Source organism: Pseudomonas sp. B21-015, from assembly GCF_024749285.1.
Taxonomy (GTDB): Bacteria; Pseudomonadota; Gammaproteobacteria; order Pseudomonadales; family Pseudomonadaceae; genus Aquipseudomonas.
This window is the reverse complement of sequence record NZ_CP087196.1, coordinates 2614104-2635628: the sequence shown is the minus strand read 5'-3', so window position 1 is coordinate 2635628 and position 21525 is coordinate 2614104. Positions and strand designations below refer to the sequence as shown.

11 protein-coding genes are annotated in these 21525 nt (G+C 56.1%); 6 read left to right on the top strand and 5 right to left on the bottom strand.

Features of this window, described 5'->3' with window-relative positions; translation table 11 throughout:
- Positions 1-159 precede the first annotated feature (159 nt).
- The 4 genes from LOY38_RS12055 to LOY38_RS12040 form a co-directional block, all read right to left on the bottom strand.
- Entirely contained in the window at positions 160-1005 is an 846-nt protein-coding gene (locus LOY38_RS12055; RefSeq protein WP_258700199.1) for a pentapeptide repeat-containing protein, read from the bottom strand.
- 1002 nt (positions 1006-2007) lie between these two features.
- A complete protein-coding gene (asnB, locus tag LOY38_RS12050; RefSeq protein WP_258700198.1) occupies positions 2008-3870 on the bottom strand; it encodes an asparagine synthase (glutamine-hydrolyzing) in 1863 nt (620 codons plus the stop codon).
- A 32-nt stretch (positions 3871-3902) separates the two neighbouring features.
- The gene (locus LOY38_RS12045) at positions 3903-5318 is read right to left on the bottom strand and encodes a condensation domain-containing protein (RefSeq protein WP_258700197.1); all 1416 of its coding nucleotides are present in this window, start codon (positions 5316-5318) and stop codon (positions 3903-3905) included.
- Positions 5319-5395: 77 nt separating this feature from the next.
- On the bottom strand, positions 5396-9820 hold the full coding sequence (locus tag LOY38_RS12040; RefSeq protein ID WP_258700196.1) for an amino acid adenylation domain-containing protein: 4425 nt from the start codon (positions 9818-9820) through the stop codon (positions 5396-5398).
- A gap of 449 nt (positions 9821-10269) precedes the next feature.
- Between LOY38_RS12040 and LOY38_RS12035 the strand changes: the two genes are divergently transcribed.
- Genes LOY38_RS12035 through LOY38_RS12025 form a run of 3 tightly spaced genes read left to right on the top strand, consistent with a single transcriptional unit; the run spans position 10270 to position 16624 of the window.
- The gene (locus tag LOY38_RS12035) at positions 10270-12456 is read left to right on the top strand and encodes a penicillin acylase family protein (RefSeq protein WP_258700195.1); all 2187 of its coding nucleotides are present in this window, start codon (positions 10270-10272) and stop codon (positions 12454-12456) included.
- Positions 12457-12464: 8 nt separating this feature from the next.
- Positions 12465-14294: a non-ribosomal peptide synthetase gene (locus LOY38_RS12030; RefSeq protein ID WP_258700194.1), complete on the top strand. Its 1830-nt coding sequence runs from the start codon at positions 12465-12467 to the stop codon at positions 14292-14294.
- Positions 14291-16624, top strand: a complete 2334-nt coding sequence (locus LOY38_RS12025) for a condensation domain-containing protein (RefSeq protein ID WP_258700193.1) — start codon at positions 14291-14293, stop codon at positions 16622-16624. Before LOY38_RS12030 ends, LOY38_RS12025 begins: the two co-directional genes overlap by 4 nt.
- On the opposite strand, the gene LOY38_RS12020 is transcribed toward LOY38_RS12025, so the two are convergent.
- Complete coding sequence (locus LOY38_RS12020) at positions 16621-17571, bottom strand: pentapeptide repeat-containing protein (RefSeq protein WP_258700192.1); 951 nt, start codon at positions 17569-17571, stop codon at positions 16621-16623. The two genes, LOY38_RS12025 and LOY38_RS12020, sit on opposite strands and share 4 nt — an antisense overlap.
- 68 nt (positions 17572-17639) lie before the next feature.
- Between LOY38_RS12020 and LOY38_RS12015 the strand changes: the two genes are divergently transcribed.
- The 3 genes from LOY38_RS12015 (at position 17640) to LOY38_RS12005 (ending at position 21505) form a co-directional block, all read left to right on the top strand.
- A complete protein-coding gene (locus tag LOY38_RS12015) occupies positions 17640-19430 on the top strand; it encodes an ABC transporter ATP-binding protein (protein WP_258700191.1) in 1791 nt (596 codons plus the stop codon).
- A 34-nt stretch (positions 19431-19464) separates the two neighbouring features.
- Positions 19465-20118 carry a hypothetical protein gene (locus LOY38_RS12010; protein ID WP_258700190.1) on the top strand — a complete coding sequence of 218 codons (654 nt, stop codon included), beginning with the start codon at positions 19465-19467 and terminating at the stop codon, positions 20116-20118.
- A gap of 103 nt (positions 20119-20221) precedes the next feature.
- Entirely contained in the window at positions 20222-21505 is a 1284-nt protein-coding gene (locus LOY38_RS12005; protein WP_258700189.1) for a coproporphyrinogen-III oxidase family protein, read from the top strand.
- Positions 21506-21525: the final 20 nt, after the last annotated feature.

The following is a 21525-nucleotide window of genomic DNA, read 5'->3' as shown; positions in this document are numbered from 1 at the left end:
AGACATCAGCAAAAAACCCTTCAGAAGTCATGACCCGCTCTATCGGATAACTGCTCACTGCGACGACTCATTGCAAAAACAGATGTCTACGTGGTGCGGACCCCGCCCGGCCTCATCAGAAGCCGGACGGCGTTCAGGCTTTAAACCAGCAAGCAGCGATCAGGCGTTGCCGCCGCCACCGCCACCGCCTTTACCCGCTACAACGACATCGTTGAAGATACTCATGACGCTGGCGGACTGGCCGTCTTCGACCACACCCAGAGTCAGGTGCTGTACCAGCAGGTCATCGAGCTGAGCGCCCTTCAAACCGGTACCGGCGAACGTTGCACCGGCCCATTGCGCACCACGCAGATCGGCTCCATCAAGGCAGGCCTCGGTCAGGATGGCGTCACTCAGGTTGGCACCGCGCAAGTCGGCGCCACGCAGGTTGGCAAAACGCAGATCTGCACCGCTCAAGTCAGCACCGGACAGGTTGGCGCCAATCATCACGGCCTGGCCCAAGAAAGCCTTGGTCAAGTCAGCGCTGCGCAAGTCCGCGCACTCAAGGTTGGTACGGCAAAAATTGCCGCCCACCAGAGAGGCATGATTGAGATCGGCCGAAGCCAGCGAAGCGTCAGAGAAATCCGCCCCGGAGAGATCCGCATAAGACAGATCGCTTCCGGCTGCCGAAGAACGGCGGAAAGAGGCCTGTTGAGCACTCACGCCGGACATCAGGGCCGCATTGAGTCGGGCATCCTCAAAGACCGCACCATTGAGCTTGGAGCCCGACAATGTCGCACCTTCGAAACTGCTACCACGCAATACCGCCTTCGACAGATCGGCCTCGGAGAGATCGGCACTGGCGAAAACGCTCAACTCGAAACGCCCCTCGGACAGATTGGCCTGTGAGAGTTTGCTGCCACTCAGATCACTCGAACGCAGACGCAGACGGGATAAATCCGCACCGCTGAAATCCTGCTCCGAAAGATCATGCCCCTCTTTCTGACGGGCAGCGTTTTGTCGCAAACAGGCAGCACGATAAGCAACGGGGGAGTTTGAAACTTCTGACGTATTACTCTCTTGCGCTTGTATGACTGATTTCAAATGCATAGTTGTCTCTCCTCAATGGTTTGAGACGGCGTTGAAACGAAAGTTAAATACAGAGCAGACCTCGTCCAAGTAATTCTGTACAAAATTCAATGCAGGACATGAGGCTTGAAACAACGTGCGGGATATCTCGCCTGCTAGGTTGTAGACAATGGATCCAATTCTGTCAAACACCTGGAATGCGAATTATTTGCTGTAGACAAAAAAATCATTTGTAAACAGCCACCTGTCTATTTCAAGGCTTAGCAGCTTCTAGCCGCCTATTTCTCCACGAAAAAAGTCCAAATCAAGACTCGACCCGGGGAAATTCTCCTCACGTTCAAGTACTCGCCAGCCTGACGTTTGCGCTCGGCAACCCGCTGAAAAAAAACCATCTCGGAACACAAGAGCGCGGCATCAGACGATTAAGCCCCTCCCTATTACAGAGACTTTCAAGGGCACTTGCGCATTCTTGGTCAGAATAGGAATTTACAAAATAACAACAATTAAAGAGCGCGCCTTTTCGGATAAATGTATAAGCGCTATTTATTAGACGCCCACAGTCCGCCTTGACCGATATTTCCCGGATAATCCGGGAAATATCAGCGTCAATAGTTGAATTCGTCAGCATCAGACTTACCGTCTGTTGCAACCTGGTCTCAAGACAGCACCCTGACGGCGGCGGTCAATGCCGTGGCCAGGAAACCTCGATAGCAGACTTCAACAGACGATCATTGAGCGCCGGATATGTATCGTCGATGGGGTCTAGGCGACGGGCGAGCTTGCAGCCTCTGACGCATAACCTTCTGCGTCTGTACAACTGGCTTCAAATACATGGATGTCTCTCCTGACGTGATGACTCGAGGCGGCGCGGAGCCAACAAGCGCACCTCGTACAGATAGTTTCGTGCGGCGACCTGTCAGGGCTGACGGTGCCCTTCCTCTACAGCCCTTTGATGTCGAACTTCTCCAGCAAAATCGAGAATGTCAGCGCAAACAGCAAAATGTCATCGTCAGCATGGGGATTGGCGCCGACGGGGGCGTTCTTCTGTCGTTGCAGTTCGTCCGCGATCGCCGCGGGATCGAAAAAGCCTTCCCTGGCAATGCGCTCAGGCGAAAGCGTGTCGTATATCCACTCTTTGTTTTGCGCGAGCAGAAAACTGGAACCGGGTGCCCGGAAACCAAACTTCTCCCGCTTGATAATGGCTTGAGGCACACGCCCGACAGCGGCCTGTTTCAACAGATATTTCTCGTCCATCCCGTTGAGCTTCAAGTGCGGTGGCAGCCGGCGCAACAAATCGACCACATCACGGTCCAGGAATGGAAAGCGCCCCTCGATGGAGGACACCATGTTCATGCGATCGCCGTGATCGCCGAGCAGATGGTCCGCCAGCCTGAGCTTGATATCGAGATAGGAACGCTGGTTGACCGGATGACGTCCCAGCACTTTGGAAACGTCGATAACGGGCCTCGACAGGCAATCTTCAGCGAGCAGGCTCTGTTCCAGTTCCCGCGATAGAAAACGCCTGCGAAAGTCACGATAACCGCCATAGTGACGTTCGTAGCGCACGGCACTGCTGCCCCACAATCTCTCTCGTGCAAAGGCCTCCTCCTGGCTCAGCTCTTCAAGACCCCGTTGCCGACTGAAGGCGTCGAAACGATAGCCCGGGTAGCCGGCCAGCAATTCGTCCGCGCCCTCTCCGCCCAGCACCACAGGAATGCCATGAGCCCGAGCGGCCGCGGACATGGCCATGGTGCAGGTGTTATAGGTCTCTTTCACCGGGCATTCGCTGTGCCAGACCATATCATGCAGAAGATCGGCAATGCGTTCCTGCTCGAAGGGGATTTCGATGTGGCGACTGCCCAGCTGGCGCACCATCAACGTCTGATAGACGCGCTCGTTGATAGCCCTGTTCTCGGGGAAGACAACGGAAAAGGTGGTCAGCTCATGCTCGGGGGCAACGGCTTTTACCGAGGCGGCCAGGAAAGAAGAATCAAGACCGCCGCTGAGGTAAAGGCCCACTGGCACGTCCGCACGCAGCCGACGCTTGACTGCCGCGTCGAACAGCCCGAGAAACTGCTCGACGACGGCCCCTTCGTCAATGACCTGCGACTCCGCACCTTGCATCGGGTAGTCCATGTCCCAAAAGGCTTCTTGCGTGATCTGAGTGCCGTCGACAACCAGCCTGTGCCCTGCCGGCAAGCTGTGCACATCCTTGAACAGGGTCCGGGGGCTCACCAGCCCCGGAAAGCACAACACCTGGTCAAGACCGATGGGATCGATCGCCCGACGCGCAGCCGGGTGTTGCAGGATGGCCTTGATTTCGGAAGCAAACACCAATGTGTCGCCGAAGACCGCGTAATGCAGCGGGGTGATGCCCATGGGGTCCCGAAACAACCATAACCGGCCACTACGACGATCCAGCAGCGCCAGAGAAAACTGGCCATTGAGGTGCTCGGTCATGTCCGCGCCGAATTCCTCGAACAGGTGCAGGACCACCTCCATGTCCCCTTTCGTCCGGAAGACATGACCGCGAGCCGTCAACTGTTCGCGCAGCTCGATATAGTTGTAAATTTCGCCGTTACCCACCAGAGCCAGGCTCTGGTCTTCGTTATAGAGTGGTTGCTCGCTGCCTCCCGGGTCGATGATCGACAGGCGCCGCATACCAATGGCCCGACCTCCTTCCACCAGGGTCCCCTGCGCATCGGGCCCGCGATGAATCAATGTCTGCAACATCCTGGACAGCACACTGGGGTCGGCGCTGACCTGTCCGGATAAATCCATGAATCCAGCAATTCCACACATACGGCAAGTGCCCTCAAACGAATGACTGAGACCTAAAACTCTGCATCCAGATCATCGTTGAATGTCGTGACGATCGGTTCGACCTCCATTGAGAGTTCAGAGACGAGTTGATCGGGGTCGGTAATGATCGAAGTGAGCAGGCGATGATAGTTATCCGCAAAACGCTTGCAGGTTCGTTCATCGAATAAATCGCGACGATATCCGAGCCAGCCGGTAATACCTTCAGGCGACTCATAAAACTCGATCAGCATGTCGAACTTGACCGACAGGCTGCCGGCCGCGAACGGCTCGATAAGCAGACCTGGCAAGTTGAGCGACGGTTTTTGCGTGTTTTGCAGGATGAACATCACCTGGAACAGCGGACTGCGAGAGGAGTCGCGATCGGGATGCAGGGTTTCCACCAGTTTTTCAAAGGGCATCTCATCGTGATTGAAGGCTCCAAGCGCAGACTCGCGAACGCCCTGTGCGACTTCGCGAAAGCTCATGTCCGGCCACACGGCGGAAGTGATCAACAGCGTATTGGCAAAGAAGCCAATCAGGTTTTCAGTCTCTGCGCGCACCCTGCTGGCAGTGGGCGATCCCACCGTGATGCTGCTTTGCAGCGATTGACGATGCAGCGCGACACAAAAAGCCGCGAGCAACATCATGTACAAGGTCACCCCGCACTCCCGAGCGCAGGCATTGATGCCATCTGCCAGGACGCGATCGAAAAGAATGTATTCAAACCCTCCCCGCTCGGTGGTCGAGGCCGTCGGCAGTCGATCGAAGGGCAGTACCAGATCTTCAACCTGCTTGAGCCGTGGCCGCCAATAGGCCATTTGCTTGTCCATTGCCGGGCCGTTCAAGCGGCCTATCTGCCACTCCACAAAGTCCCCGAAGCCGACCTCAAGTGGCGGCAGGTCGGGTTTCATGCCAAGCACCCGTGCCGCGACGAAGGCGGAAAAATCCCGGGCGAAGACACCCATGGACCAGCCATCACTGACGATGTGGTGCATATTGATCAACAGGAAGTGATGATCGTGCGCCATTCTCACCAGCGACAGGCGCACCACCGGCCCGCGACCCAGGTCAAAAGGCCGGTCGGATATTTCAAACAGCAGCTCACGAGCCCGGGCCTCCATCTGCTCGTCACTCACACTCGACAGGTCAACGACCTCGATCGCGCAATCCGTCTGCTCGTTCACGATCTGTACCGGCCCTTCCAGCGTGTTGAGGAAGGTCACCCGCAAGCTTTCATGCCGGGTGATGACATCCTCGAAGGCGCCCTGAAACACTTCAAGATCCAAGGGACCGCGCAGGCGCACACACTCAGGCATGTTGTACATCGTGCTCGCAGGGTTCAATTGGTAGATATACCAAAGGCGCCGCTGGGAAAATGACAGGCTGAAGCGGTCGCTTCTCTCGCGCCGCGCAATCTTCACCCGCTGGGCTTTCAGGCGCTCGCTCACGGCGTCGAGAAACAGACGTCTTTGCGCCGGGCTCAGCGCCCGCAACTTGTCCTGAAGCAGCTCTTCGCGATCCACAGTCATGGCGCCTCCGAAGCAAAGGCCTGGCGCAAGGACTCGACCTCACAAGAACCCAGCAAGCTGATATCGCCCACCAGAGCCTGCGGATTGTCGGCGATCTGCAGCAAGGTGCGCTCCAGGCGCAAGGCAAACTCGCTGATCCGGCCGACCTCGAACCGCTCGCGGTCGTACACCAGGCGTATGCCATAACCGTTGTCATAGGCAAATATCTCGATCAGCAGGTCGAACTCGGACACCCCGCTGTCGACCGCGACCGGCCGAGCCGGAAAACCGCCAAAGGTGGTAGCGCCGCCCATCATGTTTTGCATGACAATCAAAATATTGAACAGAGGATTCCGTCCACGCTCCCCGGACAACTCCAGCTCACGGACTATTTCGTCAAGAGGTGCATTGGCGTGGATCGACGCATCCAGCAAGGTCGACTGGAGCCGGCGCATCAAGGTTTCCAGCGACTCGCATTCATCCATATGTAGCCGAATGGGCAACGCTCGCGCGAAGAGACCGACGACTCGCTCCATCTCGGATTGAGTGCGGCCGGCATCCATCACGCCAAGACAAATATCGTCCCCCATGCCGTAGCGTTGCAGGACGATATAAAATCCCGCCAGCAACGCCACAAAAGGGGTCACGGCTCGCGCGGCAGCGACACGCTCCAGATGACCGCGCAGTGCCGAGTCGAGTTCGATACGCAAATGGCCGCCGCTGAACCCGGGGCTCCCTTCAGCGTGACGATCAGGGCTCAGGCGTGTCGGGCACAGCTGATGAAGCTGCCGTGACCAGTACTCCAGGTCGACGCGACGCTGGGGTCCCTCCGACTGATCGAGTTCATCGACGACATAATCGAGAAAGTCGACCTTAGCTGGCGGCATGGGCACAACCGTGTCGGCTTGTATCGCGCTGTAGAGGGCGCTCAAATCTTCGACAAGAACGCCAAGCGACCACTCGTCAACCAACAGGTGGTGAATGGTCAATACACAAACAGCACTGACCGCAGACTCTCTGATCAAGACAAATCGCAACGGCGGGCCCTGTTCCAGTGAAATGGGCTCTAACGTCAGCGCTGCCAAGGCCTGCTCTCTATCAGGGACATCCCATATGCGCAGCGTACGCTGGGGAGAAGGAAGCACCCGCTGTTGCGGCTCTCCGACAGACTCGCGAAAAATGGTGCGCAGCGCTCCGTGCACAAGCTGTAACTGCTCAATGGACTGGCTCAGGATCTGTGCATCCACCCCCCCTTCGATGTGCAGCGCGCAGGTCAGCTGAAAGGCCCGCCGCTCTTTATCGGCATGGCTGATAAACCAGAGCTGACGCTGCGAAGAGGACAGCCCACGCCACAGATTGCGGTCCACGATCCGCGGAACCGCACGCAGCACACCGGAGTGCTGACTGATGAGTTGCTCGACCTTTGCAACATAGGCCTTCAAGGTCGGAGCCCTGAATAACTCGACCAGCTCAATCGAAGTCCCAAACAGCCGATTGACCAACGAGGTCACCGCGACCACCTTCAGCGAATGGCCACCCAAGGCAAAAAAGTCATCGTCCTGACCCACCGATCGGACGCCCAGGACCTTGTTCCAGGTCGCGGCGACAACTTCGCCGATTTGTGAACGACGTAGGCGCTCATCCTGGGTCTGAGCACCGTGGCTCGGTGCCGGCAGCAACTTGCGGTCGACTTTTCCGGAAGCCGAAAGCGGCAACCGGTCCAGCTCGATGATATAGGCCGGCGCCGAGCCGGAAGGCAGAACGGCGGCCGCGGCAGCCCGTATGTCCTCATGGCTGACCGGCGTCGAGCACACCACATAACCGGCCAGGTCGTAGTTGCCTTCCGAGTCGGACCAAAGTTTCGCCGCAGCGGCCATGACCGCGGGATGCCGACCCAATGCGGCCTCGACCTCGGCCAGTTCCAGCCGGATACCGCGCAACTTGAACTGGTCATCGGTTCGCCCCAGGTAACGTAGCCGGCCTTGCTCGGTGACATGCACCGTATCCCCGGTGCAGTACATGACAGATGAGGCATGGGGGGGCCCGAAGGGGTCAGCGACGAACACCGCCTGCGTGGCCTCGCGACGACCGTGATAACCCGATGCCAGTCCCTGTCCGGCCAGGAAAAGCCTGCCTCGGCCACCCAGGGGAACATGATGGCCACGTGCGTCCAGCACATAGGCACGCATGTTATTGATGGGGGCTCCCAGGTGTATCGTTCGCTCCTCGGCACTGACTTTTTCAACCAGCGCCCAGATCGTGGCCTCCGTCGGCCCATACAGATTCCACAGCTGCTCCACGCGGGGGAGCAATAAATCGGCCAAGCTTCGCTCCAGTGCTTCGCCACCACACCAGGCGCGCATCTGTGGTGCGCCTTGCCATCCGCTGCGCAGTAATAAACGCCATATGGCAGGGGTCGCCTGCATCACGCTCGGGGCGGTCAACGCAATCATCTGCCCCAACCTTTGCGGGTCCCGGCCCAGCTCACTCGGAGCGAGCAACAGCAATGCGCCGCTCCACAGCGGCGCAAAAACCTCGAGGAGGGAAATATCAAATGACAGGGTAGTCAGTGCAAGAAACCGGTCGTGCGCGGACAGTCCTGGGGTCTGGGTAAAACTGATGAGCACGTTTTCCAAGGCCTGGACCGGCACAATCACACCCTTTGGCTGCCCAGTGGAACCGGAGGTGTACATCAGGTAGGCCGGACTGCCCGCCAACATCACGCCGTCCACCAGGCGGGCCGGCGCCGCTACCAGCTCGCCCAGTGCATCCAGACCAGCCATCTGAACATTACAACCCTGCAGGTCATCATCCACCTGGCCAAGCACCAGCCCGACACCACTGTCCGTGATCAGATACTGCTTGCGCTCCAGCGGCAAGCAACGATCTATCGCCAAAAACGGACATCCCAGTTTAAGTAGCGCCAACAACGCAACGACCTGCCCGGCATCGCGATCCAGGTGGGTGGCCACCAGTTGGCCCGGCTTGAGGCCCAACGCCCACAACCGCTCAGCAAGAGCCTCACTTCTTTGGGCCAGCTCAGCCGCCGACATACAGGCATCATCCCCCCAGCGCAAGGCTGTCGAACGCCCACGCCCGGCCAACCGAGCGAGCAGTTCCGCGCCCAGACCGCACACACTCAGCGGTTGCTGCTGACCTTGCCAACTGACAGGGGCTGGCTGCGGCACCAGTTCGCCGATCGGCCGATCCGGTAACGTGCCCAAGGCGATCGCATAAGCCTCCATCCGCTCCAGCAGGGCTGCAACCGCACCGTCCTCGACCTGCGCACCGTTGTAGGCAATTTCCAGTTTCAGGCAGGGGCCGGGTGCAACCATCAGGCTGATGGGGTAGCTGGTTCGCCAAAACGCCCGCCGGTCTTCCACGCTGACACCGTTTGCAGCGCCATCATGCAGAGGAGGAAGATTCTCGAACACCACCACGGTCTCGAACAGCGCCTCCCCTGCCGACAGGCCGGCTATATCGTGAATTTCCGTCAGCGGCAATCGGCCGTTGTCCCAGGCAAGGGTCGATGACGCCTGGACCTCATCGAGAAACCGACCGGCTGCGGTCGCAGGGTTGCAACGCAAGCGAATGGGCACGGTGTTGACCATCAGCCCGACCATTTTGTCGATCCCTTTCAGATCGACCGAGCGGTCGGCAATCACCCAACCAAAAGTCACATCCTCACACAGACTGAAATCACGCAAGGTCAGTGCCCAGGCAGCCTGAACCAAAGTGGCCAAGGTCAAGCGCCGTTCAACGACGGACTGACTGATGTGCGTGGTGCTGGCTTGCGAAAGCAGGCGCTTGAGTCGCCGCGGCTGACGCTCGGCGGCTTCGGCTGAAGGTAGTAAAAAAGGTGGACTTGAAACCAGCGCAGGCTCGGCAAATAGACTCGACCAGTATTCTCGCGCCTGAGTGGTATTGCGCTTCTGGACCCAGCTTACATAAGTCTTGAAGGGCGCTGTTACCGGAGGACTACCTGTCAGATAAGCCTCCATGACCCACCCCAGGAGGATCGTGGCTGACCATGCGTCCAGGATCAGATGGTGGTAAGTCCAGACAAATCGCAACGCTCCGTCACCGAGAATGAAAACCGCCATCCGATGAAGAGGTGGACGAGAAAGGTTGAAACGGCGGACACGATCTTTTTCAAGATAGCTGTTGCACTGCCGTTCCTGCTCCGCTGCGCTTTGGGTGCTGCAATCGATCTGCGTCCATTGCAGTTCAACGTCCCGGGCCACGATCTGCATGGGCGGAGACACATTACGCCACGCAAAGGCCGTTTTCAGGGTATCAACACCGGAAGCGACCTGACTCCAGGCCGCGCGCCATCGCTCTGGATCGACGCCTTTGAGGCGACAGGAAAGTTGCACCAGATAGTCACACTCGGCTCCGTCCTGGAGAGAGTGAAACAGCAGGCCTTCCTGCAAAAAGGTCAAAGGATAGATATCCAGAGCCTGCACCTTCACTGGCGAAGGATATGAGTCAGCGGGGGATTCAAGCTGATCTGCCATCGATTTCACTGCTCCTTGTGAACCGGGTGCATCGCCCAAAGAGCTAGCCCGCTGTTAAACGTCGTCGTATCGAACCCAGGCAATAACGGACAGGGAAGGTTGTCTTTTGCCAAAGAGGAAAAGTAGTTCAGTTTTTTAAAAGCGTATTTTTTTTTATTCAGCGCATCGGGCAGCTCCTGTCACGCAAACGCCCTGCCTGGCGACTGCTGCTCTGCCATTGGCGCGATCGAGAATCATGTACTAGCCTCGTTCAACCCACCCGGACAGGCCTCAAACTTGGCTTGAAGTGCATATCGGACGCACTTGGCAAGCCTTGGCGGATTGACGGGTTAGTAGACGGATCTACCAAGTAAAAACACAGGGAGGTGCAATTGATGGGTGCTATTGGTAATCGTCTGCTCGCGATAATTTGCGTATTCATTTTCATTCCCCCTTCCCTCAATGCCTCCTCCGTCCAAAAACAAGTGCCCGTCATCTGGGACATTTGGGGTGTCCCCCACATAGAAGCTGGCTCCGAGAACGAGCTGGCGTATGCCGTGGGCTGGTCACAAATGCGCACCCATGCAAATGCCGTGTTGACGCTCATGGCGCGCGCGCGCGGGCGCTTCGCCGAAACACCCGGGCATATGGAACTCGAAAACGCGCTGGAGCAGGACCTGTGGGTGCGGCAGATGGGTGTCACAAAAACCGCGCTTGAATGGTGGGACCAGCAACAGCCCTCGGAGCGTGCGTCCCTGCAATCTTTCGCCGATGGTATCAACGATTTCGCGAAGGCTCATCCCGAGGGGATCAATGATGAGCTGCGAGCGGTACTGCCGATCCAGGCCGTCGATGTGCTGGCGCGCCTGGCGCATGTGATGCTTTACGATTTTGCCGTCTCCCCGGCCAGAGTCACTGAGGATGCCAGTGCCTGGAATGCGGGAGTCGCACCGGCCATGGCCAATGTGCAAAATCGCGGCTCCAACGCCATTGCAATAGCCCCCGGCAAGTCCGGCAGCGCAACCCTGCTGTTGAGTAACCCGCACTTGCCCTGGTCCGACCTTGTTCGCTGGTTCGAATATGAGTCCGTCACCCCCCAAGGGCGCTTCTACGGTGTGAGCCTGCTCGGCCTGCCCATGCACGTTATCGGCTTCAACCAGACGTTGGGCTGGACCCATACCGTCAACCCCATGCATAGCTACTACCTCTATGAGCTCAAACTCGAGGGGGATGGCTACTTGCTCGACGGCAAACAAACGGCGTTCGAGTCCCGTATCGAGACGATTCGCGCACGCCTGCCTTCCGGTCAATTTACCGAAAAGCACATTACCGTCAGCGATAGCCGCTTCGGCCCCGTGGTAGCCCATGACAAAAACCGGGCATTGGCGCTCTGGGTGACCGGAAAGGACGCCGCTCACACCATGACTCAATATCGCGATATGGCGCGTGCGCAGAACTACGAGGAGTTCAATCGCTTATTGAAGCGCCAGCAGATAGCCATTTTTTCCATCATCTACGCTGACCGCGACGGAAAAATTGCCTATTACTTCGGCGGCCGCAACCCTTCCTCGCGCCACGACATCTCCCGCGGCTCGACTTTTCTCGATGGAAGCAAGAGCACAAACCTGTGGACCGGCGTATTACCCCTGGAGCAGGTGCCCTCCGTTACTGACCCTGAGAGCGGATGGGTGCAGAACGCCAACGATCCTCCATGGACAGCAACACAGCCCAACAGCCTGTCCCCCGCTGACTATCCGGAGGGGCTGGTCAGCAACCCGTTCGTCAATCTGCGTGCGCAACGCATCATTGAACGTCTCAAGGTCACGCCAAAGGTCGACTTCAATGCCCTGATGAATCTGAAACTCGACACCGGCTCCGAGCTCGCACTGCGTACGCTCGACGACTTGATTGCCGCTGGACACCAGTCGAGTGACCCCGACAGCAAGGCGGGTGCGCAGATTCTTGCCCGCTGGGACCGAGCGATGAATGCCGACAGTCGCGGCGCACCGTTGTTTATCCAGTGGGTAAAACTGATGCCCGACGATGACAGCATCTTCACCGTCCCCTTCGATCCGAGAAAGCCGCTGGCCGGACCTCGCGGCCTGGCAGAGCCGGCAAAAGCCGCAGCGCTGCTTGGAGATGCCGTTCGCGAATTACGCAAGACAGGCGCCACCCCGGACATTGCCTGGGGCGACATCTTCAAGTTACCCGGCGGTCAACTGCTGCCAGCCAATGGAGGCCCTGACCCGCTCGGGCTGATCCGCGCCACCTACTTCACCCAGTCAGGCCCGACGCAAGACTACATTGCCAACGGCGGCGATGGTTTCAGCGCTGTCGTGAAGTTCGGCACGGAGCCTCATGCCATGGGTCTGCTGGCGTATGGAAACTTCACCGAGCCCTCTCCGCAGGGGGTCCGGGACCAGATGCAACTCTATGCGGACAAGCGACTGCGCACGATATTGCAGGCCCCAGTGGCGCAGGGCGACATCGTTCTCAAAGAACTGATTCCTTATCTTCCGAATCAACAACCGCGGGCCGCTGACGCCGGAAACCGCCCTGTGCCGACTATGACTGAGAGGTAACATCGCTCATGACGACTAATGCTGCAAAAATCTTTGCCGCCCTTGCAAAACAACACCCTGAGCGCATCGCATTGTCGAGTGTGGGGAAAGAAATCACTTACGGTGCGCTCGATCAATGGTCCGATGCCATTGCCGCAGAGTTGAGAAGCCGGCTGGCTTCAACGATCGGTCCCGTGATAATTCTCTCCTCGGAGCCGATGCAAGTGATCGCCGCAGTCATCGCGACGATGAAGGAAGCCCTGGTCTTTGTTCCGCTGGACCCTCAGACACAGCCGGCGCGCCTGCTCAAAGCCATAGATAGCGCGGATCCGATCGCCATTCTATGTGACCCCAACGGTGCGGCAATCGCCAAGGAACTCGGGCTTCCGAGCGCCATCGAAAGCATAGAGATCGGAGCCCTCCGGGCTCTGGATACACCCCTGCAAGACTCCCGGGAGGAGGATCCAGAGGGCGCCAGCTACATCTATTTCACCTCCGGATCCACCGGTGAGCCAAAGGGTATCCTGGGGCGACTCAAAAGCATCGCGCACTTTGCCAGGTGGGAAGCCCGGGCATTTAACCTCGACGAGTCCGTGCGCTGCACTCAGTTCACTACTCCGGCGTTCGACGCCTTTTTGCGCGATATTTTCACCCCCCTGAACATCGGCGGCACCGTGTGCCTGCCACCGGACCGGAACCTGATCGCCGACGGCGAACGGCTGGTTGGCTGGCTGGATGAGGCCGCGGTCACCTTGATGCACACCACGCCCGCAATCCTGCGCATCCTGCTCAAGACCTTGCAAGCCCGGTCGCAACGACCCAAGACGCTGGCCAGAGTCTGCGTCGCCGGGGATGTGCTGTTGCCCGTTGATGTGAAGCGTTTTTTTGACGTATTCGGAACCAGCGTCGAACTGATCAATTTCTACGGCCCCTCCGAAACCACGATGATCAAGCTGTTTCACCGTGTTCGAGCGGAAGACGCCGAGCGTGCCAGTGTTCCGGTGGGCAAGCCGATCGACGGTTGCCGTGTGTTAATTCTCGACAACCGGCAAAAGCCCTGCGGCATCGGCATGATTGGTGAGATTTACATCCGCACGCCCTTCAAGAGCCTCGGTTACTATCAGCGGCCCGACCTGACGTCAGAAGTCTTCGTGAGCAACCCCGTGAGCGGTGATCCTGACGACCTGGTTTACCGTACGGGCGATCTGGGACGGATGCTTGATGATGGGGAACTGGAGTTCATTGGACGCCGCGACCGTCAGATCAAAATAAACGGTATCCGCGTCGAGCTGGGCGAGATCGAAAACAGCTTTCACGAACACCCCTGCGTGCGGGACATCGCAATCGTGGAGCGCAAGCTTGACGAAGGCGCAAACGGACTCATCGCGTACATTGTCGCCAGCCCGGAAGTTCCGGAAGATGAATTACGCCGTTTCATGAACGATCGATTGCCAACGGTGATGATTCCGCGACACATCAGCTTTCTCCCCATCCTGCCACGCACAGTAACCGGCAAGATCGACTACAGTGCCTTGCCTGACATTACCCCGCAGGTGACTGACAGCGCCCAGTACGTCGCGCCGCAAACCCCCGTCGAAGTCACGCTGGCATCGATCTGGCGCGAACTCATGCAGATCGATACGCCCAGCATCACCGCCAACTTTTTTTCGGTGGGGGGGCATTCATTGCTCGCCATGCAGGTTCTATCACGCGTGGAAGCGGCCTTCGCCATCAGTGTCGCGTTGCGGGACTTCCTCGACGACCCGACCATCCGGGGCCTGGCCGCAAAGATCGAAACCGACATTCTTACCGCGACCGCGGATGACGATGAGCTTCTTCAATTGCTGGAGCAGCTATGACAGGTTCAATGAAGGACCCCGCGCAGCTGGCGTTCACCTCCGAGGAGCTAGGTGCCCTTGAACACTTCGTCCGGTCTTCCGGGCTCGTCAGTGACGTCGCTGTTGTCCATTCGCCGCCGTATGAAACTGTCAGGCGCTGCAGGCGCTGCGCTATCTCGACACAAGTCAGTGGCATCCGGCTGGACCACGAAGGTGTCTGCACCGAGTGTCGTCGTTACGACCGCTACAAAGAGCGCCTGGATCTTTACTTCGGCGACCGGGACGCATTGCAGGCAATAGTAGCGGCCAACCGCCCGCACAAGCGATCGGATATCGACTGCATGCTGTTGTTCAGTGGCGGCAAGGATTCGACGTACGTCTTGCACCAGTTGGTAGACATGCAGCTCAAGGTGATGACTTACACGTTCGACAACGGATTCATTTCACGCCAAGCATTCGACAACATCGCCCGCATCACCAGTGACCTGAATATCGAGCACATCACCGGAACCCATGCCCAGATGCGGGAAGTGTTCCGGGAAAGCCTGCAACGGTACAGCACCGTCTGCAAAGGCTGTTTCAAGGCCCTTCTGGACCACAGCCTGACCCTGGCCGACCAGCGCGGCATCAACCTCATATTCACCGGCATGTCTCGTGGCCAGATCGTGGAGGAGCGCCTCAGGTTTTTCCATGATCGCAACATCTTCGACCCGCAAATCATCGACGCAAAACTGGCCGAGGGGCGCAGGATCTACCACCAGGTTGAGCGTTACGCCGGCCTGGACGGAAAACAGTTCTATGACGACTCGATTTTTGATCGGGTCCGCCTCATCGACTTCTACCGCTATAGCAATGCCCAGAAGAAGGACATCTACGATTACCTCAGTACCAGCCAGGCCGGATGGAAAGAGCCTGAAGATACCGGGTTCTGCTCCTCCAATTGCCTGATAAATGACGTGGGCGTCGCGGTTCACGGACTGGAAAAAGGCTATTCGAACTATGAAATACCCACCGCCTGGGAGGTGCGCCTGGGCCACCTGGATCGTGACAGTGCCCTGGCTGAACTGGCCGGCGTTTCCGACAACGAGCGCGTGACGAAGATCCTTCGCTCAATCGATTACGTACCAACACCGGTCGAGGCGGCTCCTGCCGAGGTCGAGATTTTTTCCGTGTTGAAGAGCGACTCGACCATGGCGGATCTGGAGCATGCGGTAAAGACCCGCTGGCCACGAAACGACGTAGTGCCCAAGCTGATCAGGGTTACCACCATCCGGCGCGACGAACGAGGCCAGCCCATTCCTGAAACACTGGCGCCACAGGTCACGCCCGTAGAGATTATTCCGCCGAAAAACCAAAACGCTCTCTCCACGGCCCAACGGCAATTCCTCCAGTCACGAAGCAGCTCCAAAGAGGACTGGATCACGCGGGTCATCGCGACCCGGGAACCGCTGGATCAAAATCTTTTTCGACGGGCGCTGTTTCAGGTACTGACACTGCACCCCTCGCTTCGCTTGCAACTGAGCCAGACGGACAGCGGCGTGGAAGGCAAAGTCGCGCCGATACCCAACGCACTGCCTCTCATCTGGGCGGACCTGTCCGCGAAGTCCAATGAGCAGAGAGAGATTCTCGAGGCCCGTCTGTCCAACGCACTGCTGTCAAAAACCGGCAGCGGGATGAACGAACCACTAGCGCTATTTGCGGTGGCCTCACCCAATAGCGAAGGCAAAAGCACCCTGGCGATTGCGCTGCACCGCATTGTCATGGATGAGGCATCGTGGTCGATCTTGTTCGCTCATCTGGAATGGTTCTACCGCCTTATCGCCACCGATACTCAGCCCAGGCTGCCGGTCGCACGGGCGGGAGACTTTGCCGAGCCTGGACTGCCTTCGTGGGTTGGGCCAAAGGTGCGAGCCGGCTCACGCCCCATCAGGCACCTGCTGTTGGGCGGCGAGACAGAAAGCGCCAGCCTCGCCCAGCACATTGCCGAGGCGTTCGCCCCCTTGTCAGTCAGTATCCTGACCTCACTGCGTCAAACCGATGATCAGCGCATTGGACATTTGACCGGCAACGAGCAACGCCAGCGGGGAGAGGATCCGGATGTCGTCATCGTGCTTGAACACACGACGGCCCCGGACTGCACGTTATTTGCCGAAGAACAAGAAGTGTCTGACCTGGCTATCGCAGGAGGACGCAGTTGGGTTGTGATCCGTCGCACGGCCAGTGGTATTCGGCTGTGCTGGAGCGCCGACCTTGATGATGAGAAAGATGCCTGGCTGACCAAGGCCATAGAGTCAATATGCTCCCCAGGACAATCGTCCCGGGGAGGCGCTGAACCTGCGATGACTGTCTAAATGAGTCTTAGCGTAGAGGCCTTGGAACTACCCAACTGTACCTGGGCGGAGGTATCAAGCCCGGACTCGCGCGTGAATGAGTCGTCGAGTTTGGCGTTGGCGAAATTGGCCCCTGCCACCGCGGTCTTTTCAAGGCTGGCTCCGCGTAAATCCGCACCTTGCAGGTTGGTGCCAATGAGCTGTGCACCGTTGAGATTTGCGCCTGCCAGGTTAGTCCCTTGCAGGTTGGCGTTGCTCAGGTTGGCACCCGAAAGGTTCACTCCGGACAAGTCGGCTTTTACAAGAAAAGCATTGCTCAGATCGGCACCGGTCAAGACAACGTCACTGAGCTTGGCCTTTTCGAAATTCGCGCCGGCACACTTGGCGTTGGACAAATCAGAGGCATTGAAAACCGAGTCAGAAAAAATGCCATCTGAAAAATCGACACCTGTCAGATCCACCGACTCGAATATTGACCCACGCGCGACAGCACCCGCGAAAACTGCGCCTCTGAAAGAGCCACCCACAATCTTTGCATTGATGAGGGTGGCCTTGGTCAGATTTGAATTATCGGCGGCGCAATGTTCCAGCAATGCACTAGAGGCATTGATACCGCTCAGATCTGCGCCGGTAAGCACCGTGTTGGTCAAACCCGAGTCGACGAAACTGGACGAGGTGAATATCCCGTCGGTTAAATCGGCCCGTGAAAGATTTGCAGAGTCAAAAAAGCAGCCGTCCCAGCGTGCCCCTTTCAACGAAACGCCAGACAAATTGCTGTCTCGAATATTGGAATATGTGACTCGGGTATTGGAAAGATCAAGGTCTGCCATCGACATGTCGCCAAGTTCAAATCGAAATTGGCCTGTTTTATTCGCCGAATGCAATTCTGTTGCGAAATCGACGGCCCATGACAGATCAAAAACTACCGACTGCTTCAAAATTGCCGGGTCCGGGAGGTTGCTATTCATAGTTCTTCCTGCCAGTTGATACCAAATATGGTTACACGAAATGTATTTGCCCAAGGAGTAATAGCACTATGAGTTCATACCCGCCACTGGCTCGAACACCACTCGTCTATTTACGCCAGATGCTGAGTGAAAGCGTGCTATTTCGTATAGGTTTGATGGTCATATTTACGGCCTTGGGCACTCTTTTGGAAAGCTCGACGCCAATAGCGTTCGAACGCGTCATCAACGGTCTGACAAACATTGGTGAAGTCGAGCGCATGTCAGCCATACGCTGGTTTATCGGACTCATCGGGTTAAGCGCAGGCGCAATGGTGCTCTTCAGACTTTACCAATGGATCGATGTCAGCACGAGTGCCGATTTACGAGCCCATATCCAGAAACGTCAGATTGCCCACCTGTTGAGTCGCTCACCTGCATCACTTCAGCACCGACACGGCGGGGCACTGGTTGAGTCAATAAAACGCTCAAGTTACAATTGCGTTGCATTGGTGCAACTGCTCACGTTCGACGCCGTCAACATGATTATTGTCATTTTAAATATCAGTGTAATCCTCTATATCGCCGACAGTAACTACGCACTCATGATTATCGGCTGGCTTGTTATCTACTTATCTGGAACAACGTTCTTCGCATTTCGTTGCCTAAGACTGGGCCGCCAACAGTTTCTTGCTTCAGGACGGTCCGCCGGCCAAATAAGTGACGTGTTACGTAATTTCGAAACCGTTTTCTCTTATGGAGCATCCCAACGCGAAAATATGTTTCTAGCTGAAGGGCTGGATGAAGAAAAACGGCGGACTTGCCAGCTGCGCCGATACGTATTACTCATGCGCGTTTTTTCCAGCGTGGCCGTTTTCAGCCTGTTCGCAGTCATGACTACTCTGGCATTACAGGACGTTCTGTCTGGCGAGCGCAATGTGGGAGCGTTTGCACTGGTATTTACCGCCACTAATATTTTGGTGATGACGGTCTTCGATCTCTCAAAAAACCTGATTGGCTTCTATGAAAATCTGGGCTCGTTGGATGGAGCGTTGGAATTCATTCTTCAGGACGACCTGAGCGTCGCGTCTTTGCCAACCGTTCAGAGTCCAGTGTGCAAAACAGCCAAGCAGACTGGCAAAATCGAGTTCAAGAAAGTCTGCTTCGGCTATCCGGGTGAAGGACCGTTATTCAAAGACCTGGATCTCACCCTCGAAGCTGGACAGAAAATTGGCCTGGTGGGTCCGTCTGGTGCGGGTAAAACAACACTCATTCGATTGATTCTTGGTCAACTGACCCCTTGCAGCGGTCAAATATTATTTGACGGGATTGAGCTGCAAGCATTTGACCGTGACTCTTTGAGCGAAAAGTTCGCAGTGGTCAGTCAGCATGTTGGAATATTTAACCGTACTGTGCGGGACAATATTGCCTACGGTGCTCCTGATGCTGACGACGATGCAGTATTGTCGGCGGCGCGGATGGCCTCAGCTGAGAGTTTCATCAATCGTCGGACCTCAGGTTTCGACACCTTTGCCGGCGAGAACGGTAGTGAATTCTCCGGCGGGGAACGCCAACGCTTGAGCTTGGCCCGTGCGCTGCTGAAACCCGGTTGCCCGACGCTTATCCTCGACGAAGCTACAAGCGCTCTGGACACCGCCGCCGAGCAAGAAATTCAAACTGCGATCGCTAAAGCCATGAGTGATCGAATGGTCATTGCGATCGCGCATCGTATCTCGACCATAAAAAATATGGATGTGATCGTTTATTTGGAGGGAGGACGCATCCTTGAACAAGGAACGCACCTGCAACTGATTGCCAAACGAGGTCAGTACGGAAAGATTTGGGACAAACAAGGTCGATATTCCATGCGTATCGAGGCTTGACCCCAGGGCTGTGATTAACTGAACGGAGAATCAGATGAAAGAGATATTACCCAATCTTTTTTTGATTAAAGATGATGCTAACGCATCGCCTGCCCCCTTTACATTTCTGGCATTAAGGCCTGAAGGCAATGTCATATTTGGCACCAAGGCTGATATCAGCTCCCACTATGCCGACATTGAAAAACTGGGCAGTGTTTCTGCGATACTTATTGGCGACAGGCATCATGTTAGCCAGGATACTATCAAGGCGTCGGCATACTTCGGCGCGCCGCTGATGTGTAGCACTATAGAGGCGAAAGTATTAAGTGCAAAGGGTTTTGAAATAGCTGCCGCCTTACCCTTTTTAAAACGCACCCTGGGAAGCGATATTGAGATTATTCCGACTCCAGGCCACACAAAGGGCGCATTTTCATACCTTTGGGATAACGGAATCAATAAGATATTGTTCATTGGTGATACCTTAGTACCTGTAGAGCACGCATGGCAGTATTGGGTATCCCCGCCGAGTCGGAAAAAACTTGCGGAAACGCTGGTTCAGTTCAAAGACCTTCAATTCGATTATATAATTTCTAATTCTTTTGCTTGCCAGGGCGGCCCCTGCCGAAAAATCAGCAGTATTGAAAAAGAAAAAATCTTAAATGACACGATCAAACAGTTGGTAAGCAGTGGTGTGACTGCCCCGCTATAGACAACCACTATCAATACCGACCCGGGTTACGAATAATGAAGGCGCGACCGAAGACTCAACGATTGCCACTCACTGCTTACGTAGCCGAATGGAGCAATAATGTATGCGGTACTTATCTGACGTATTTGACAAGATACGCGCACAGACGCCATTACCACTAGCACCTCGAAATCTGCAAATTTATATCCACGTGCCATTTTGCACATCAAAATGCCATTTTTGTGACTACGTGATTGGCAATAACACCCGCCAATTAACCTCTGCTGACACTAAAGGCGAAGCGTATGTGGATGCGTTATGCCGGCAGATAAAAAATGCAGGGCAAAACTGTACTGGCCTTAATTATGTTCCCACTTCAATTTATTGGGGTGGCGGTACCCCTACCCGACTCAATCCGTATCATCTTGAACGGATAATGGAAACGCTTCAGTCCAGTTTTGACCTGTCAAAAGTACGACAACACTCGCTGGAAGCAAGCCCCGAAACGCTCTCTGTTGCACACCTTCGTGCGCTGGATGCACTTCCGGTGGACCGAGTCAGCTTGGGCATACAATCTTTTGACAAAGAACACCTGCGTCGGGCAGGGCGTGCGCACTCTGCCGAACAAGCAGTGACTGCGGTGGATCTGGCAAGATCGGCGGGCGTGCCAAATGTTAACATAGACTTAATAGCCGGCTTTCCAGATGAAGAAATTGCACAAGTCGAATATTCGATCGCGCGAGCAGTCGCTTTGGACGTTCAACATATCTCGGTATACCCTTATAGACCTTCGCCAGGAACAAAGATGGCGAACCTTATCGATACGGGACGTCGCGGCAGATTAAGCTTCGAGCATACAAAGCTCGCCTACCAAACAGCAAAATACCAACTTGAAGCACAAGGCTTCGAGCAATATTGTCTCGCATACTTTGCACGAGAAAAAATATCTGAGTCAATAGTGGGAATGCACACTTATGGATTGGAAGGAGATATCCTTGGACTCGGAAGCGGAGCGCATTCAATGCTTGGCGGGTATAGAGTTCTAAACGACAACGCTTTTTACGATGAGTACATTAAAAACCCTTTGACATTGGGGAAGTGCGTGAAGTTTGGTGTGGAATCTGACCAGATTGAATCGCTAATGACTAGAGTGGGTGCAGCACTTCAAACCAAAGACGGCTTGAACTTTGACAAATTTGAGAAACTTACCGGACTGGATTTCAAGCAGCTTTGTCGAGACAATTTGGCAGTTCGTGCATTCATGAAACACCTGAAAAAGTGCGGGGGAACGTTTTACGGAACCGAAGATGGTATTGCTTTAAAATCGGCCAACATACACGAGGTTTACATTCAACACTTATATACTCATATTTTGGATGGCACGCTTGATAGAGGGTTAAGGGTGTGACAGACGGCAGCGCCTTGCTC

Bases quoted from the DNA above. Each gene is read 5' to 3' on its own strand.
- LOY38_RS12020 (WP_258700192.1), bottom strand. From the start codon at position 17,571: ATGAATAGCAACCTCCCGGACCCGGCAATTTTGAAGCAGTCGGTAGTT.
- LOY38_RS12025 (WP_258700193.1), top strand. From the start codon at position 14,291: ATGACAGGTTCAATGAAGGACCCCGCGCAGCTGGCGTTCACCTCCGAG.
- asnB (WP_258700198.1), bottom strand. From the start codon at position 3,870: ATGTGTGGAATTGCTGGATTCATGGATTTATCCGGACAGGTCAGCGCC.
- LOY38_RS12010 (WP_258700190.1), top strand. From the start codon at position 19,465: ATGAAAGAGATATTACCCAATCTTTTTTTGATTAAAGATGATGCTAAC.
- LOY38_RS12035 (WP_258700195.1), top strand. From the start codon at position 10,270: ATGGGTGCTATTGGTAATCGTCTGCTCGCGATAATTTGCGTATTCATT.
- LOY38_RS12030 (WP_258700194.1), top strand. From the start codon at position 12,465: ATGACGACTAATGCTGCAAAAATCTTTGCCGCCCTTGCAAAACAACAC.
- LOY38_RS12005 (WP_258700189.1), top strand. From the start codon at position 20,222: ATGCGGTACTTATCTGACGTATTTGACAAGATACGCGCACAGACGCCA.
- LOY38_RS12015 (WP_258700191.1), top strand. From the start codon at position 17,640: ATGAGTTCATACCCGCCACTGGCTCGAACACCACTCGTCTATTTACGC.